A 13,402-nucleotide genomic window follows, 5' to 3' on the forward strand; every position below is an offset into this window, starting at 1 on the left:
TCTTCCGGCGGGGACCTTCGTCCATCGCCTCGGAGGCCGCCTGGCCGTATCGCCCGGCCGTCCTCCCGGCCAAGGCTGGACGGTGAGCGAACCCTGTGGGAGGAGTCGGCCATGACGAGCCAAGCGGCGGCACCGGCGTCCGGAGGTCCGGCGGTGCGTGCGGTACGCGTGAGCAAGGTCTTCGGAACCGGCGATGCTCGGGTCGTCGCCCTGCGGGACGTGAGTCTCGCGGTCGAGACGGGAGAACTCACCGCCATCATGGGTCCCTCCGGGTCCGGCAAGTCGACGCTGCTGCACTGCCTGGCCGGGCTGGACGAGGTGACCAGCGGCGAGGTCTGGATCGGCGGCACATTGGTGACCGGCCTGTCCGACGCACGGCTGACCCGGTTACGCCGGCGGCAGGTCGGCTTCGTCTTCCAGCAGTTCAATCTCCTGCCGACGCTGACCGCGCAGGAGAACATCCTGCTGCCGCTGGCCATCGCCGGGCGCAAACCCGATCCCGGCTGGTTCGACGAGGTCATCACCACGATGGAACTCGGTGACCGGCTGCGGCACCGCCCCGCTCAGCTGTCCGGGGGCCAGCAGCAACGGGTCGCCTGCGCCCGCGCGATCCTGAGCCGGCCGGACGTCATCTTCGCCGACGAACCGACCGGGAACCTCGACTCACGAGCCGGCGCCGAGATCCTGCGGCTGCTGCGCGACGCGGTACATCGCCAGGGCCAGACAGTCGTGCTGGTCACCCACGATCCCAACGCCGCGGCGTACGCCGATCGGGTCGAGTTCCTGCACGACGGCAGGATCGTCAGCGAGCTGCTGGATCCCACCGCCGAACGCGTCCTCGATCGCCTCGGCCACCTGGACAGCGCCGCCCCGGCCAGGAGCCCATCATGATCCGCGCGACGCTGAAGGGCCTGCTGGCGCACAAGCTGCGGCTGCTGATGTCAGGAATCGCCGTCGTGCTCGGGGTTCTCGCGGTGAGCGGATCACTGATCCTCACCGACACGCTCAGCCGCTCCTACAACGCCATGTTCGAGGACGTGTACGACTACGTGGACGTCTCGGTGACCGTACCGCCCAAGGTGGACACCGGCTATCTGGCGGCTCCGGCGACCATGCCCGCTGCCGTGGCGGACCGGCTGCGGAAGCTTCCGCAGGTGGCCCGGGCGACCGGCTCCGCCTCGACTCAGGACGGCGCCCGGGTGGTCGATCGCGACGGCAAGGTGATCACCACCTTCGGCGCCCCGCGCATCGGCCTGAACTGGACCGGTGAGGACGGCTTCGTGACGCTGCGCGCCGGGCGAGGTCCCGTCGCCGACGACGAGGTCGCCATCAACGCCGGACTGGCCAAGGCCACGGGCTACACCGTCGGTGACCGCATCGGCGTGCTGACTCGCGCGCCGCGACGAACGTTCACCGTGGTGGGCGTCTTCGGCTACAGCGGCGACCGTGACTCGCTGGCCGGGGAGACGCTCGTGGCCTTCACCCTGCCGGCCGCCCAGCAACTGCTGCTGGGCGAGAAGGACGTGCTGACCTCGGTCGAGCTGGTCGCGGCGCCCGGAGTGAGCGAGGAACAACTGCGGTCGGCGGTCACCGATGCGCTCGGCCCCGCCTATCGGGTCCAGACCGCCACGGAACTGTCGCGGCAGGCGAGCGACGCGGTCGACGAAGGCCTGCGGTTCTTCAACTACATCCTGCTCGGCTTCGCCTTCGTCGCTCTGTTCGTCGGCGTCTTCCTGATCCTCAACACGTTCTCGATCATCGTCGCGCAGCGACTCCGTGAACTGGCCCTGTTGCGGGCGCTGGGAGCCGGCCGGGCCCAGGTGGTCGGCTCGGTCGAGGCCGAGGCGTTCGTGGTCGGGCTGATCTCGTCCATCGCCGGGGTGCTGCTGGGCATCGCCGCCGGGCGGATGCTCGCCTGGCTGTACGCCACCTCGTTCGGCGGAGGCGTGGAACTCGCCCCGCCGGCCGTTTCTCCGGTCGCCGTCCTGGCGGGCCTCGGCGTGGGCATCGGTGTCACCATGCTGGCCGCACTGGTGCCGGCCTTGCGCGCCGCCCGGATCCCGCCGGTCGCCGCTCTGCGCGAGTCGAGCACAGGTGAGACACGGCTGGTCCGCGTCACCGTGGCCGGCATCGTCACCGCGGCGGTGGGCGCCGTGCTGCTGGCCGCCGGCCTGACCGACCGGACCGGTCCCGTCAACGCGCTGGTCGTGCTGCTGATCGGGGTGCTGCTGACGCTGGCCGGCGCGGCCCTGCTGACGCCGGTCCTGGTCCGTCCGGTCGTCGCCGCGCTCGGCGGCGTGTTCGCCTGGCGCACACCCGGACGCCTGGGTGTCCGCAACGCGGCCCGCCAGCCACGGCGTACAGCGATCACGGCCGCCGCGCTCATGGTCGGGATCAGCCTCGTGGTCGGCATCGGCGTCGTGCTCACCTCGGTGACCAAGAGTTTCGACGAGGCGCTCGGCAACCGGATCAAGGTCGATCTCATCATCGCCGGGGAACATACCGGCCCGCTGGCGCCGACCTTCGACGACGCCGTGCTCGTCCAGGCCCGTCAGCTGGCCGGCGTCGAGACAGTGCTCGGCTTCACCACCGACATCGGCCTGGTCGACGGAGAACAGACGACGCTCGGCGCGGTCAGCGACAGCACGGCCATGCGGTCCATGTTCGGCTTACGGAGCGCGGCCGGCACCCTCGACGGACTCGGCGCCGGGCAACTCCTCGTCGATGAGCGCACCGCCACGGCCGCGGGCCGGCACGTCGGTGACCGGGTTCGGGTGCAGCTGTCCAAGGGCGACGCCCGGATGTTCACCATCGTCGGGATCTATGCCCGCGCTTCGGGTCTGTCCGGCTGGCTGACCGGCGGGCCGGAGACCCGCAACTTCCGGAGCACCGATCCCAGCACAGGTCTGATCAAGCTCGCGCCAGGGGCCTCCGTCCCGGCGGTCCGAGCACAGATCGCCGCGCTGCTGGCCGACAGCCCGGAAACTTCGGTGTCGGACCGCAGTGGTTACGTGCGGCAGCAGACCCGCGCGCTGGACTCGCTGCGCGGCATGGTGCAGATTCTCATGGCGATGGCCATCGTCATCGCGGTGCTCGGCATCGTCAACACGCTCGCGCTGTCGGTGATCGAGCGCACCCGGGAACTGGGACTCCTGCGGGCCATCGGTCTGCGCCGGGTTCAGATGGTCCACATGATCGCGGTGGAAGGTGTCATCATCTCGGTCTTCGGCGCCCTGCTCGGGGTGGTCGTCGGCGTGGTGCTCGGCGCGGCCACCGTACGGGGCCTGCACGACGAGGGCATCACGGCAATCGGACTGCCGTGGGGGCAGATGCTCACCTACCTTGTCCTGGGCGTCGCCATCGGTGTCGTCGCCGGCGTCGCCCCGTCGATCCGGGCAGCGCGCCTGAGCGTCCTCACCGCAATAGCACACGAGTGAGCGAGAGCGCTTCGCTCATCGCCCGCGGCCGGCATGCTCGGCGAACGCCGCGTCGAGGAACGCGGTGACCCGCTGCCGCCATTCGCCGGGGCGCGTGTGCAGGGCTCGGGTGTGGCCGGTGTCCGGCGCCGGCCAGATTTGCACGTGGGCTCCGGCCCGCTGCAGGTGGCGCGCGGCGTGAACCTCGTCGGGACGGTCGCCGGCGGCGATGAGCAGGATTGGTCGCGGGGCGGCCGCCGCGGCCGCGGCCCGCAATGCGATCGGCGGTTCGGCCGCGGTGAGCAGGTCGGTGAGCGCGGTGGTGAGGCCGTTGACGTGTTGCTGGATCCGCCCCCGGAATCCGTAGGCGTCGGAGAGGAAGGCCCAGTCGGCCGAGACCCGGCTCGTGACGCCCTCGGCGACAACCGCTCGGAGGCCCGGCGAAGCGGCCGCCGCCCCCACTGCTTCCTCTCCCCCCATGGACAGACCGACCGCGGCGATGCGGTCGCGGTCGACGTCTCGACGGCCTTGCAGATAGGCCACCGCACCGGCCACGTCCTCGTCGCCGTACCACCCGAAATCCATCGCCCGGCCGCCGCTCGCCCCGTGTCCGCGGGCGTCGAACAACAACACGCCGTACCCGCCGGCGGCCAGCACGGCCGCATGGTCCAGAACGTCGGTCCGGGTGGACCCGGCGCCGTGCAGCAGGATCACGGTACCGCGATCAGCCCCGGGGACGTACCAGCCGCGCAGGTCCACGCCGTCCGGCGTCCGGAAGGTCACCTCCTCGTAAGGAAATCCCCGATCGGCGGGGGTGGCCGCCCCGATCCCCGTCCGGGGCACATTGGTGGACGCAACGGCCTGGATTCCGCAGAAGAGACCCACCGCCGTGACGGCGAGCAGCACCCCGGCGGTGCCGACCCGCCATCGGCGCCGCGTGCTCGTGACGAGCCCCACCGCGCCGTAGCCGAGCAGGGCGACGCCCGCTGCCAGCGCGATGCAACCAGCTGTCGCGGCCGCTGTGAGACCGGACTTGCCGAGATGGGGCAGCGCGATCCCGGCCCCGCCCGCGACGGCAGGCAGTCCGACAGCGACCGCCACCGCGGCGCGGACCCAGGGGCGTCGCCGAAGGACCCCGTACGCTGCTGCGGCGGTCAGGAGCAGCACCAGCGCCACCCGGGTGACCTGCCACCCCGGCGATCCGTCCCGCCCGGTCAGGAAGCCCGCCGCGGCGCCGGCCGCCAGCACCAGACCGGCCGGAGCCGCGCGAAACGCCTCGACGCGCTTGACGGTGATCATGGCGTGCTCCCCTCCGGAACCGCGCGAGCGCTGCCAGGAAGTGCGCTACCGCGAACGAACTCGTTGAGCGGACCGCCTCCGACGGCGGGATCGTCGTCGGAGGCGCCGGCCGGCGGAAGGAGCGGGTACCGGGACCGAACTCCGGCAGTGATCACTCATATCCGGAGCGGGCGGCTGGTTCCCCGGAGCCCGCTCACCCGCGCCGCCGGCCGTGGCGGTCAGCACCGGGCATCTCGCCCGGCGTGTCACCGCTCTCACCACAGCGGCCTCTTGAGCGTCCGCGGCAGCGGGCAGGACGGCGAGGCCCGCCCGTCCGGTCGCGGCGGTCAGGGCGATCGCCGGGTCCACTCCGTGCGGCACCGACACCGAGGTCACGACCCGCGGATGTTGCCCGGCCCAGTAGGCCACGGATCCGGGCGGCTCGCCACCGCCGGCGAGCAGCACGATCAGCGGCACGTCACCCAGTTCGGCCCGGTCGAAGGCCGTCCGCAGGACGTCGTCGGCGGAGGCCGCCGAGAGAATCCCGGCCAGCACGGGTCCCCGACCGGTCGTTGCGCTCGCGTCGTGCGGATGACTGTTCATCGTGCTCCTCCGGATGCCCGGCTCCTCTCTCCAGGGTCCCGCCGGCAGGCCCGGCACGACAGAGGCGGAGGTCCCCGACGTGGGACGCCGGCCGAGCCCATCGAGGCCGGCGAACAGCCGGGGTCCCGATGACCAGGCCGTCCAGCTCCTCGACGGCGATCACCACGCCGGGGATGCCCAGGCACATGTCATCCTCCTCCGGCCGTGCGGGCAGCGGCGACCACCGCCTGGCCATAGCTGATTCCCCCCCGTCGTTGACCGGCACGTCACTGGGCGGAAGCCGACCCCCTGCACGACGCGATCATGGCGCTGTCACCAGCTCGCAGACCCGGTCGGTCACCGGCGTGACCACGGCTGCGACCGCTGCGCTCAGACCCACGCCGAAGCCGAACTCCTCGCCGTGCGCGACCAGTACGACCAACCGACCCGGCAGCCTGTCCAACGCGCGGGCCAGCGCCACCGAGTCGCCCAGCCCCACGTCGTGCCCGGAGGTCACATGCCGCCCGCCGGTCTCCGGCAGGGCCAGTTCGCTCCAGCCGCCCGGCTCGCCGGCACCGGCTGCGACGTCGACCAGCACGGCGAGGTCGGCCCCGGCCCAGGCGTCCAGCAGGCGGGCCGGCTCGCCGTCGCTGACGCGCAGCTCCACCCGGGCGAGCCGGTGGTCGCGATCGCGACGGGTGGCCAGTTCGGCCAGTACGCACGGACCGAAGCCGTCGTCACGGCGGTACTCGTTGCCGACGCCGATCACCACTCGCCGGGCCGTCATGTCAGCCCCGATCCACGTGCAGGTCGAGAAAATGGGTGGCGCAGGAGATGCACGGGTCGTAGTTCCGGATGGCCTGCTCGCACTCGGCGGTCAGGTGCTCGTCGGTCAGGTCGAGGCGGCCGGCGACGAAACGGGCCAGGTCGTCCTCGACTGCGGCCTGGTTCTGGGAGGTCGGCGGCACGATGCGGGCCGAGGTGACCAGACCGTCGGCGTCGAGCTCGTAGCGGTGGAACAGGGTGCCGCGGGGTGCCTCGGTGGCGCCTCGGCCCACCCCGGCCCGCGCCGGAACCGTGACGGCGGGGATCGGCGGTGGCTCGTAGGAGTCGATGAGTCGGATGGCCTCCTCAACCGCGTAGACGGTCTCGACCGCCCGGACCACGATGCTGCGGTACGGGTTTCGGCACTGGTCCTCGAGCCCGGCCGCGGCCGCCGCCTCCCGGGCCAGCGGGGACAGCCACCGGCTGCTCAGTGTGTAGCGGGCGGCCGGCCCGGTCAGGTAATGCCCGCGGCCGGCCAGCCGGGCGTGCAGGGCGGTCGAATGCGGCACCTGCTCCTCGACGACGTGGTCCTCGAACCGGCTGACGTCGAAACTGAGCCCGCCGGTGGTGGCGACCACACCCCGTTCGATGGCGTACCGGCCCGGCTCGACCAGCGCCAGCATCTCGTGGTCGTGGTGGAAGTCCGGGAAGTCGAAGCCGGCCACCCACCGTACGGTGTCCAGCGCCTGGTCGAGGGCGACGCGCAGGCGTTCCCGCAGCGGAGCCAGATCGCCGGGCCGGGGCACCCGATAGAATCCGCCGACCCGCACGTTGACCGGGTGAACGGCCCTGCCGCCGACAACCTCGACGAGGTCGTTGCCGGCCTTCTTGAGCGCCAGCCCGCGCTCGACCAGGTCCCGGCGGTCACGGGCCAGGTGCAGCGCGCTCGGGTAGCCGAGGAAGTCGGGGGCGTGCAGCAGATAGATGTGCAACACATGGCTCTCGATCCACTCACCGCAGTAGAGCAGCCGGCGCAGGTCGGCCAGGCCGGCCGGCAGGGTCACCCCGCAGGCGTCCTCGATCGCCGCACAGGCGCTCATCTGGTACGCCACCGGGCAGATCCCGCAGATGCGAGCGGTGATGTCGGGTGGCTCGGTGTGGCGCCGCCCGCGCAGGAACGCCTCGAAGAATCGTGGCGGCTCATAGATTTCCAGCCGGACGTCGGTGACGGCGCCGTCGCGCACCCGAACATGCATGGCGCCCTCGCCCTCGACCCGGGCCAGGCCGCGCACGTCGATCAGCCGATCGTTGCGGTGAGTCATGACGCCTCCTCGGCCGCTGCTCCGTATGCCGAGACGTTGAACGTGCGGTAGAAGCGCTGAATGTCCTCACCGGACATCCCGGTCGCGCGCAGCAGGGCTGCCTCGGCGGCGCCGTTCGGGCTGTCGGCGGGGCCGAAGCAGCCGAAGCAGCCGCGGCCCAGGGCCGGGCAGATCGCCCCGCAGCCGGCTCGGGTCACCGGCCCGAGGCAGGGTTCTCCCCGGGCCACCACGACGCAGACGTGGTGCCGCTGTTTGCAGTCGAAGCAGACGCTGTGCGCGGGCAGGTCGGGCTTGCGGCCGGCCAGCAGCGCGGCAAGCGTCTCAAGCAACTGCCCCTTGTCGATCGGGCAGCCGTGCAACTCGTAGTCGACGTCGACGTGCGCGGCGATCGGTGTCGAGGTGGCCAGGACGTCGAGGTAGTCGGGCCGGGCGTAGACCACGGAGGCGAATTCGGCCACGTCGGCGTTGTTTCGTAGCGCCTGGATCCCGCCGGCGGTGGCACAGGCGCCCAGCGTGACCAGAATCCCGGAGGCCGCGCGGATCTCTTCGATCCGGGCGGCGTCGGCCGGGGTGGTGATCGAGCCCTCGACCAGAGAGACGTCGTAGGGGCCCGGCAGCACCTCACGGGACGCTTCGAGGAAGTGGGCGATACGGACCCTGTCGGCGAGGATGAGCAGTTCGTCCTCGCAGTCGAGCAGGCTGAGCTGGCATCCGTCGCAGGACGCGAACTTCCAGACGGCGAGGGTGGTCATCACAACTCCCGGACACTCATGAGGGGCTCGGCCACCGGAAAGCCGACGACCGGCCCGTCCCGGCAGATCAGCAGCGGACCGAGCTGGCAGTGGCCGCACCAGCCGAGCCCGCAGCGCATCGTGCGTTCCAGCGACACTCGGATCCGGGCCGCCGGCAAGCCCTGGGCGATCAGAGCCCGGGCGGTGAAGCGCATCATCGGTTCGGGGCCGCAGACGAAGGCGGCGGCCCTCGCCGGGTCGACGTCGACGCCCGGGACGAGCTTGGTGATCAGGCCGACGGGCCCGTCCCAGCCGGAGTCGGCGCGGTCGACGGTCACTTCCACCTGGGCCTGTCCGGCCCAGGCGGCGTACTGGTCGCGGTAGAGCAGTTCGGCGGGTTCCCGGGCACCTGTCAAGATGGTGATCCGGCCGTACTCGGCGCGGTCCGCCAGCAGCTCATCGATCACCGGCCGCAGCGGGGCGAGCCCGAGCCCGCCGGCCGCCACGACGACGTCCAGTCCGGCCGCGGAGGCGACATCCCACGCGGTGCCGAACGGGCCCCGCACCCCGACAACGTCCCCTTCGGTGGTGTCGTGCAGCGCTTGGGTGACCGCTCCGACCGCCCGGACGGTATGCAGAAGCCGGGTGCCACTGTGCCCGCTCAGCGAGATCGGCACGTCGCCGACGCCGTACTTGGTGATCATGGCGAATTGGCCGGGCTGGAACCGTCGCAGCGGCTCCCCGATCGCGGCGAGCTCGAGAGTGACAGTGTCTGCCGTGTCCACCCGCCGATCGGTGACGCGGTGCGGGCGAGGCACGACCGGATCCATGACAGTCATCAGGGCTCACCGCCCACCTCGGCCGCAGCCAGCGCCGCGGCCTCACGAGTGATGTCGATGCCGGCCGGGCACCAGGCGATGCAGCGCCCGCAGCCGACGCACCCCGGCACGCCGAACTGCTCCGGCCAGGTGCCGAGCTTGTGGCTGATCCACTGCCGGTACCGCGACTTCGCGCTGGCTCGCACCGGGCCGCCGTGCACGTACGAGAAGTCGATGTCGAAGCAGGAGTCCCACCGGCGCCACCGCTCGGCGTGCTCACCGGAGAGGTCGGTGACGTCCTCGGTGGTGGTGCAGAAGCAGGTGGGGCAGACCATGGTGCAGTTGCCGCAGGTGAGGCAGCGCGAGGCCACGTCGTCCCAGACCGGGGACTCCCGGCCGGCCGCGAACAGGGCGGGCAACGGCTGGCCGGGCAGGCGCCGGTTGATCGCGGCGGCCGCCCGGTCGACGGCTTCGGCGGCGGACGCGACGAGGTCGGCGCCGGCGGGCCGGGACGGCACCTCGGCGAGCACGTCAGCGCCGGCCGGGGAGCCGCTGCGCACGACGAACCGGTGCCCGCCGGTGAGCAGCTCGGTCAGCGACAGGTCGAACCCGCCGGCGGCGCCGGGTCCGGTCGCCGTCGAGGTGCAGAAGCAGGTCGCGGCCGGCTCGGTGCACTCGGCGACCACGATGAAGGTGCCGTCGCGGCGGGAGGTGTAGACCGGGTCGGGATACCGGCCCCGCGCGAGCACCCGGTCCAGCACGTTGATCGCGGCGACGTCGCAGGGGTGCAGGCCGACAAAGGCGTAACGCTTGTCCGCGGGCGCCGGTCCGGTGGTCGTCACATCGTCGTCCGGGGCGCTGTCGGCCGACCAGAGCCGGGCCCTGGGCGGGTGCAGGAAATCCTTCGCCGACTGCGGTCCGGCGCAGTGCGCGAAGATCGCGTCGTCGGTGCGGCGGCGCAGCCGATATCGACCGGCCTCGGTGTCGGCGGCCCAGCCGCGTGGGAGTTGATCGGGCGAGGTGAGTTCGCTCAGCATGACGGCCCCGTCGCGCACGGCCGGGCCGACAATCGTATAGCCGCGCCCCCGCAAGACGGCGAAGAGCACCTCCAGGCCATCGACATCGACGAGTTGCGCTTCGTCATCGGCTCGCATGGTGGGCCTCCCAACTTGTGCACACCGTTCTCCCACCGTGCGCGCCCTGCCGCGGCGGCGGCAGGGCCGTAAGTCCTGACTGGCCGGTCGCCGCCCGCCGACGGGGCTTTCGACCCTGCCCGGGTGTTCCGGGCCGCCCGACAATGACGGCGACGGGCCCGCTGGGGGCAACGCCGAGCGGACGGGAGGGACGAGGTGCCGACGCTGCGCGAGTTGCTCGACCGGTTCCGCTCCGCCGGGCCGCCCGGTCCGCCCGCGCCGGCCGCGGTGCCGGCGGACCGGCGAAGCCGCCTGGAAGACGAGGTGGCTCCGGTCTTCGCGGCCCTGGCGAGCACCGCCGAGCAGGCCGCCGGAATGGTCGCGGCCGCACGAGCCGAGGCAGAACACATCCGCGAGCAGGGCAGGCGGGAGGCCGACGCCCTGATCGGCCGGGCTGAGCAGGAACGACAGGCCGGCTATGCCGAGGCCTTCGCCGAGACCCGCGGGGCGGCGGCGCGGCGCTCCGAGGCGAGTGCCGCCAAGGCGCTCCGCTCGGCCGACGAGATCGCGCGTCTGGCCGCTCAGCGCCGCCCCGCACTCGTCGACCTGGCCATGCGCAGGATCAGCGACAGCATCGAGGCCGCGCCCGGAAACACGGTGGCGTGATGGCAGCGGCGGACGTGGCCGGCACGATCCGGGCGCGGACCCTCGCGCGGCGGCGGATCGGCACGCCCGCGTGCCGCCGGCTCGCCGGCCACACCGAGCTGCACAGCGCCGTCGCCGAGCTGGCCGCCACGCCGTACGGACGACATGTGCGGCCCGAACAGGATCTCGCCGAGGCCGAGCACGCGGTGAGCCGCACCCTGCTGTGGCACCTGCGGGTGCTCGCCGGCTGGCAGTCCCGGGCCGCCACCGACCAGCTGCGGGTGCTCGCCGCCGGCTTCGAGCTCGCCAACCTCGACGAGTCGAACGCGCGGGCCGCGGGGTGGTCCGCCGATCCGGCGTTCGACCTGGGCGCTCTCGCCGGCACGGCTTCGGCCGGGCCGTCCCTCAGCCGCTACGCGTGGTTGCATCGGGTCGCGATGCGGGTGCCGGCCGCGACAGCCTGGGCAGCCGGAGCGGCCCTGCTTCTGCTGGTACGGGATCGGATGCTCGGCAGGCCGGCTCCGGAGGACGCCGTCGTCCACCTGCGAGCCCTCACCGGTGCGGACTGCCTCGCCGCGGCCTCGCTCCCTGCCCTGCGCTCCGCAGCGACCGCCCAGGCCCGCTGGGTGCTCGCAGGCATCGACCACGAGGACGACGTCTGGCGGGCCGAGATCGCATGGTGGCGGCGGGTCGACCGGGACGGCGTTGCCCTGCTGCACAAACCTCGTTTCGGCGGGGACGCCGCGGTCGGCTGCTCCGCGGTGCTGGCCGTTGACGCCTGGCGGGTGCGCGGGGCGCTGGAGTCGGCCGCCCGCGGCGGCGGCCGGACGGAGGTGTTCGATGCGACGACGTGAGCGATCCCGACGCGGAACGGCCGGAGCTGAGCGGACCCGAAGCAGGACCACCCGTCCGGCGGGCGCCCGGCCCGTGCCGATGGTCCGGGTGGCTGTCGCTGTGCCGGCCGGCCGCACGCGTGACGCCCTTCTGGCGCTGGCCCGCTCCGGTGCCGTCGAACTGGACGAACCGGTCCTCAACGGCTCACCCGAGGGACCGGCCACGAAGGCCCTGCGAAGTGTCCCCGGTCCGGTGGCCGAGCCCTGCGTGGCGTCCACGCCCCCGGACGTCGGCGCCCTGCTCGCCGCCCACCGCGGTGACCTGGTGGCGGGTGAGGCGCGCCTCGAACGGGTCGCGTCGGGATCGGTCGAGCAGCACGGGGTGCGGGTCTGGGCCGGCTGGTGTCCCGCCGACCGGCAGGCGGACGTCGCATCGGCCCTGTCCGCGGCGGACGGCTCCCTCGTGCCGTTACGACGCCCGCCCGGTTCGGACCCCCCGACCCTGCTGCGCGCCGGGACGCCGCTGCGCGAGTCGTTCGCACCTCTGGTTCGTACGTACGGCACTGTGCCGTACGCCGATCTGGACCCCACCCTGTTCTCCGGGCTCGCCTACGTGTTGATGTTCGGCATGATGTTCGCCGACGCCGGGCACGGCCTGATCCTGCTTCTCGCTGCTCCTCTGCTGCGCTTCGGGCCACGGCGCTTCCGCGAACGGCTCGGCCGGATGTGGCCGTTCGTGGCCGGCGCCGGGCTCGCCAGCGCGGCATCGGGCGTGGCGTTCGGCGAGTTCTTCGGTCCCACCGGTGTGCTACCGGTCCGCTGGCTGTCGCCGCTGGACGAGCCGGTCCGGCTGCTCGCCGCCGGAATCGGCTTGGGAGCCGCTCTGCTCGCCGTCGCCTACCTGGTCGGCACGGTCAACCGATGGCGCGAGGGCGGTGTGAGGCTGGCCCTCTACGCGCCGACCGGGATCGCCGGCGCGGCACTTTACCTCGGCCTTCTGGCGTTGGCCGCGGGCCTTTACCTGGGACGATGGAGCGTCGCCGGGACCGGCGCCGGCGTGGCCGCCGTCGCGCTGGGCCTGTGCGCCGTCGGGCTCTACGCCGCGTCCGGTGGGGGTGGCGCCGGGGTCGCTCAAGCGGCTGTTCAGCTTTTCGACCTGGTGCTGCGGATGGGGGCCAACGTCGTCTCCTTCGCCCGGCTGGCCGCTTTCGGCCTGACCCACGCCGCGCTGGGCGCCCTGGTGTGGTCGGCCACGACCGCCCTGTGGCACCGCGCCGGTGCCGCACTGCTCGCCGCGGTTCTGGTGTTCGTGCTGGGCAACGCACTGACGTTCGGGCTCGAGGCGCTGGTCGCCGGGATCCAGGCGCTGCGCCTGGAGTACTACGAATTGTTCTCGCGGGTGTTCGAGGGCGAGGGCCGCCCGTTCCGCCCGTGGACCTTGCCCGTCGAGGAGGCGCCGCAATGACTGTCTGGCTGCTCACCGTCCCCGTCCTGGTGGCGGGAATCATCGCCGGCTCGTGGCAGGCCCGCCGGCACGGTCGCGCGGCGATCCGCGTCGCCCTTTCGATCAACGGCCTGTTGCTGGCCGCGGCCACCGTTGTCCTGGTGCTGGCGATCACCGGTGGCCCGGCACAGGCCGCTCCGGCCGACGCCGCCACGGGCGGTGCCGCCTGGGCCGCGCTGCTGGGTGCGGCGATCGCCGTGGCCGGATCGTCGATCGGCGCCGCGATCGCGGTGGCCTACACCGGCGCCGCCGCGCTGGCGGCCATGAGCGAACGTCCCGAGCTGTTCGGACGGGCGATGGTCATCGTCGGGCTGGCTGAAGGCATCGCCATCTACGGGCTGATCGTGGCCATCATCCTGATCGGGCGAGCATGAA

The 13,402-nt window shown here is 72.7% G+C and carries 12 protein-coding genes; 6 read left to right on the plus strand and 6 right to left on the minus strand.

The features are described 5' to 3' along the window. The first annotated feature begins 111 nt into the window (after positions 1 to 111). Together C8E87_RS01710 and C8E87_RS01715 are read left to right on the plus strand one after the other, a co-directional pair. Complete coding sequence (locus tag C8E87_RS01710) at positions 112 to 891, plus strand: ABC transporter ATP-binding protein (protein ID WP_133871438.1); 780 nt, start codon at positions 112 to 114, stop codon at positions 889 to 891. Further along, positions 888 to 3,437 (plus strand): ABC transporter permease, encoded by a 2,550-nt coding sequence (locus tag C8E87_RS01715; RefSeq protein WP_133871439.1) that lies wholly within the window; start codon positions 888 to 890, stop codon positions 3,435 to 3,437. Before C8E87_RS01710 ends, C8E87_RS01715 begins: the two co-directional genes overlap by 4 nt. 15 nt (positions 3,438 to 3,452) lie before the next feature. Here the strand turns inward: C8E87_RS01715 and C8E87_RS01720 are convergent, their stop codons facing one another. The 6 genes from C8E87_RS01720 to C8E87_RS01750 all read right to left on the minus strand — a co-directional run bounded on the left by C8E87_RS01720 (position 3,453) and on the right by C8E87_RS01750 (position 10,066). Beyond that, positions 3,453 to 4,715, minus strand: a complete 1,263-nt coding sequence (locus tag C8E87_RS01720) for an alpha/beta hydrolase (protein WP_133871440.1) — start codon at positions 4,713 to 4,715, stop codon at positions 3,453 to 3,455. Positions 4,716 to 5,598: 883 nt separating this feature from the next. Then, on the minus strand, positions 5,599 to 6,063 hold the full coding sequence (locus C8E87_RS01730) for a hydrogenase maturation protease (RefSeq protein ID WP_133871442.1): 465 nt from the start codon (positions 6,061 to 6,063) through the stop codon (positions 5,599 to 5,601). A 1-nt stretch (position 6,064) separates the two neighbouring features. After that, positions 6,065 to 7,363, minus strand: a complete 1,299-nt coding sequence (locus tag C8E87_RS01735) for a Ni/Fe hydrogenase subunit alpha (protein WP_133871443.1) — start codon at positions 7,361 to 7,363, stop codon at positions 6,065 to 6,067. Next, the gene (locus C8E87_RS01740; protein ID WP_133871444.1) at positions 7,360 to 8,115 is read right to left on the minus strand and encodes an NADH-quinone oxidoreductase subunit B family protein; all 756 of its coding nucleotides are present in this window, start codon (positions 8,113 to 8,115) and stop codon (positions 7,360 to 7,362) included. Before C8E87_RS01740 ends, C8E87_RS01735 begins: the two co-directional genes overlap by 4 nt. Beyond that, positions 8,115 to 8,933, minus strand: a complete 819-nt coding sequence (locus C8E87_RS01745; protein ID WP_133871445.1) for an FAD/NAD(P)-binding protein — start codon at positions 8,931 to 8,933, stop codon at positions 8,115 to 8,117. The genes C8E87_RS01740 and C8E87_RS01745 overlap by 1 nt, the downstream gene beginning before the upstream one ends. Continuing rightward, positions 8,933 to 10,066 carry a 4Fe-4S dicluster domain-containing protein gene (locus C8E87_RS01750; protein ID WP_133871446.1) on the minus strand — a complete coding sequence of 378 codons (1,134 nt, stop codon included), beginning with the start codon at positions 10,064 to 10,066 and terminating at the stop codon, positions 8,933 to 8,935. The genes C8E87_RS01745 and C8E87_RS01750 overlap by 1 nt, the downstream gene beginning before the upstream one ends. A 195-nt stretch (positions 10,067 to 10,261) precedes the next feature. On the opposite strand from C8E87_RS01750, the gene C8E87_RS01755 reads away from it, so the two are divergent. From C8E87_RS01755 to C8E87_RS01770, 4 genes are all read left to right on the plus strand, one after another. Further along, a complete protein-coding gene (locus tag C8E87_RS01755; RefSeq protein WP_133871447.1) occupies positions 10,262 to 10,711 on the plus strand; it encodes a hypothetical protein in 450 nt (149 codons plus the stop codon). Then, positions 10,711 to 11,544, plus strand: coding sequence for a hypothetical protein (locus C8E87_RS01760; RefSeq protein WP_133871448.1), 834 nt, complete (start codon positions 10,711 to 10,713; stop codon positions 11,542 to 11,544). Before C8E87_RS01755 ends, C8E87_RS01760 begins: the two co-directional genes overlap by 1 nt. An 88-nt stretch (positions 11,545 to 11,632) precedes the next feature. Next, complete coding sequence (locus tag C8E87_RS01765; RefSeq protein ID WP_203720949.1) at positions 11,633 to 12,988, plus strand: V-type ATPase 116kDa subunit family protein; 1,356 nt, start codon at positions 11,633 to 11,635, stop codon at positions 12,986 to 12,988. Then, positions 12,985 to 13,401 (plus strand): ATP synthase subunit C, encoded by a 417-nt coding sequence (locus C8E87_RS01770; RefSeq protein WP_133871449.1) that lies wholly within the window; start codon positions 12,985 to 12,987, stop codon positions 13,399 to 13,401. Before C8E87_RS01765 ends, C8E87_RS01770 begins: the two co-directional genes overlap by 4 nt. Position 13,402: the final 1 nt, after the last annotated feature.

The sequence above is a fragment of the Paractinoplanes brasiliensis genome, assembly GCF_004362215.1.
Classification (GTDB): domain Bacteria; phylum Actinomycetota; class Actinomycetes; order Mycobacteriales; family Micromonosporaceae; genus Actinoplanes; species Actinoplanes brasiliensis.

Bases quoted from the DNA above. Each gene is read 5' to 3' on its own strand.
- C8E87_RS01710 (WP_133871438.1), top strand. From the start codon at position 112: ATGACGAGCCAAGCGGCGGCACCGGCGTCCGGAGGTCCGGCGGTGCGT.
- C8E87_RS01715 (WP_133871439.1), top strand. From the start codon at position 888: ATGATCCGCGCGACGCTGAAGGGCCTGCTGGCGCACAAGCTGCGGCTG.
- C8E87_RS01720 (WP_133871440.1), bottom strand. From the start codon at position 4,715: ATGATCACCGTCAAGCGCGTCGAGGCGTTTCGCGCGGCTCCGGCCGGT.
- C8E87_RS01730 (WP_133871442.1), bottom strand. From the start codon at position 6,063: ATGACGGCCCGGCGAGTGGTGATCGGCGTCGGCAACGAGTACCGCCGT.
- C8E87_RS01735 (WP_133871443.1), bottom strand. From the start codon at position 7,363: ATGACTCACCGCAACGATCGGCTGATCGACGTGCGCGGCCTGGCCCGG.
- C8E87_RS01740 (WP_133871444.1), bottom strand. From the start codon at position 8,115: ATGACCACCCTCGCCGTCTGGAAGTTCGCGTCCTGCGACGGATGCCAG.
- C8E87_RS01745 (WP_133871445.1), bottom strand. From the start codon at position 8,933: ATGACTGTCATGGATCCGGTCGTGCCTCGCCCGCACCGCGTCACCGAT.
- C8E87_RS01750 (WP_133871446.1), bottom strand. From the start codon at position 10,066: ATGCGAGCCGATGACGAAGCGCAACTCGTCGATGTCGATGGCCTGGAG.
- C8E87_RS01760 (WP_133871448.1), top strand. From the start codon at position 10,711: ATGGCAGCGGCGGACGTGGCCGGCACGATCCGGGCGCGGACCCTCGCG.
- C8E87_RS01770 (WP_133871449.1), top strand. From the start codon at position 12,985: ATGACTGTCTGGCTGCTCACCGTCCCCGTCCTGGTGGCGGGAATCATC.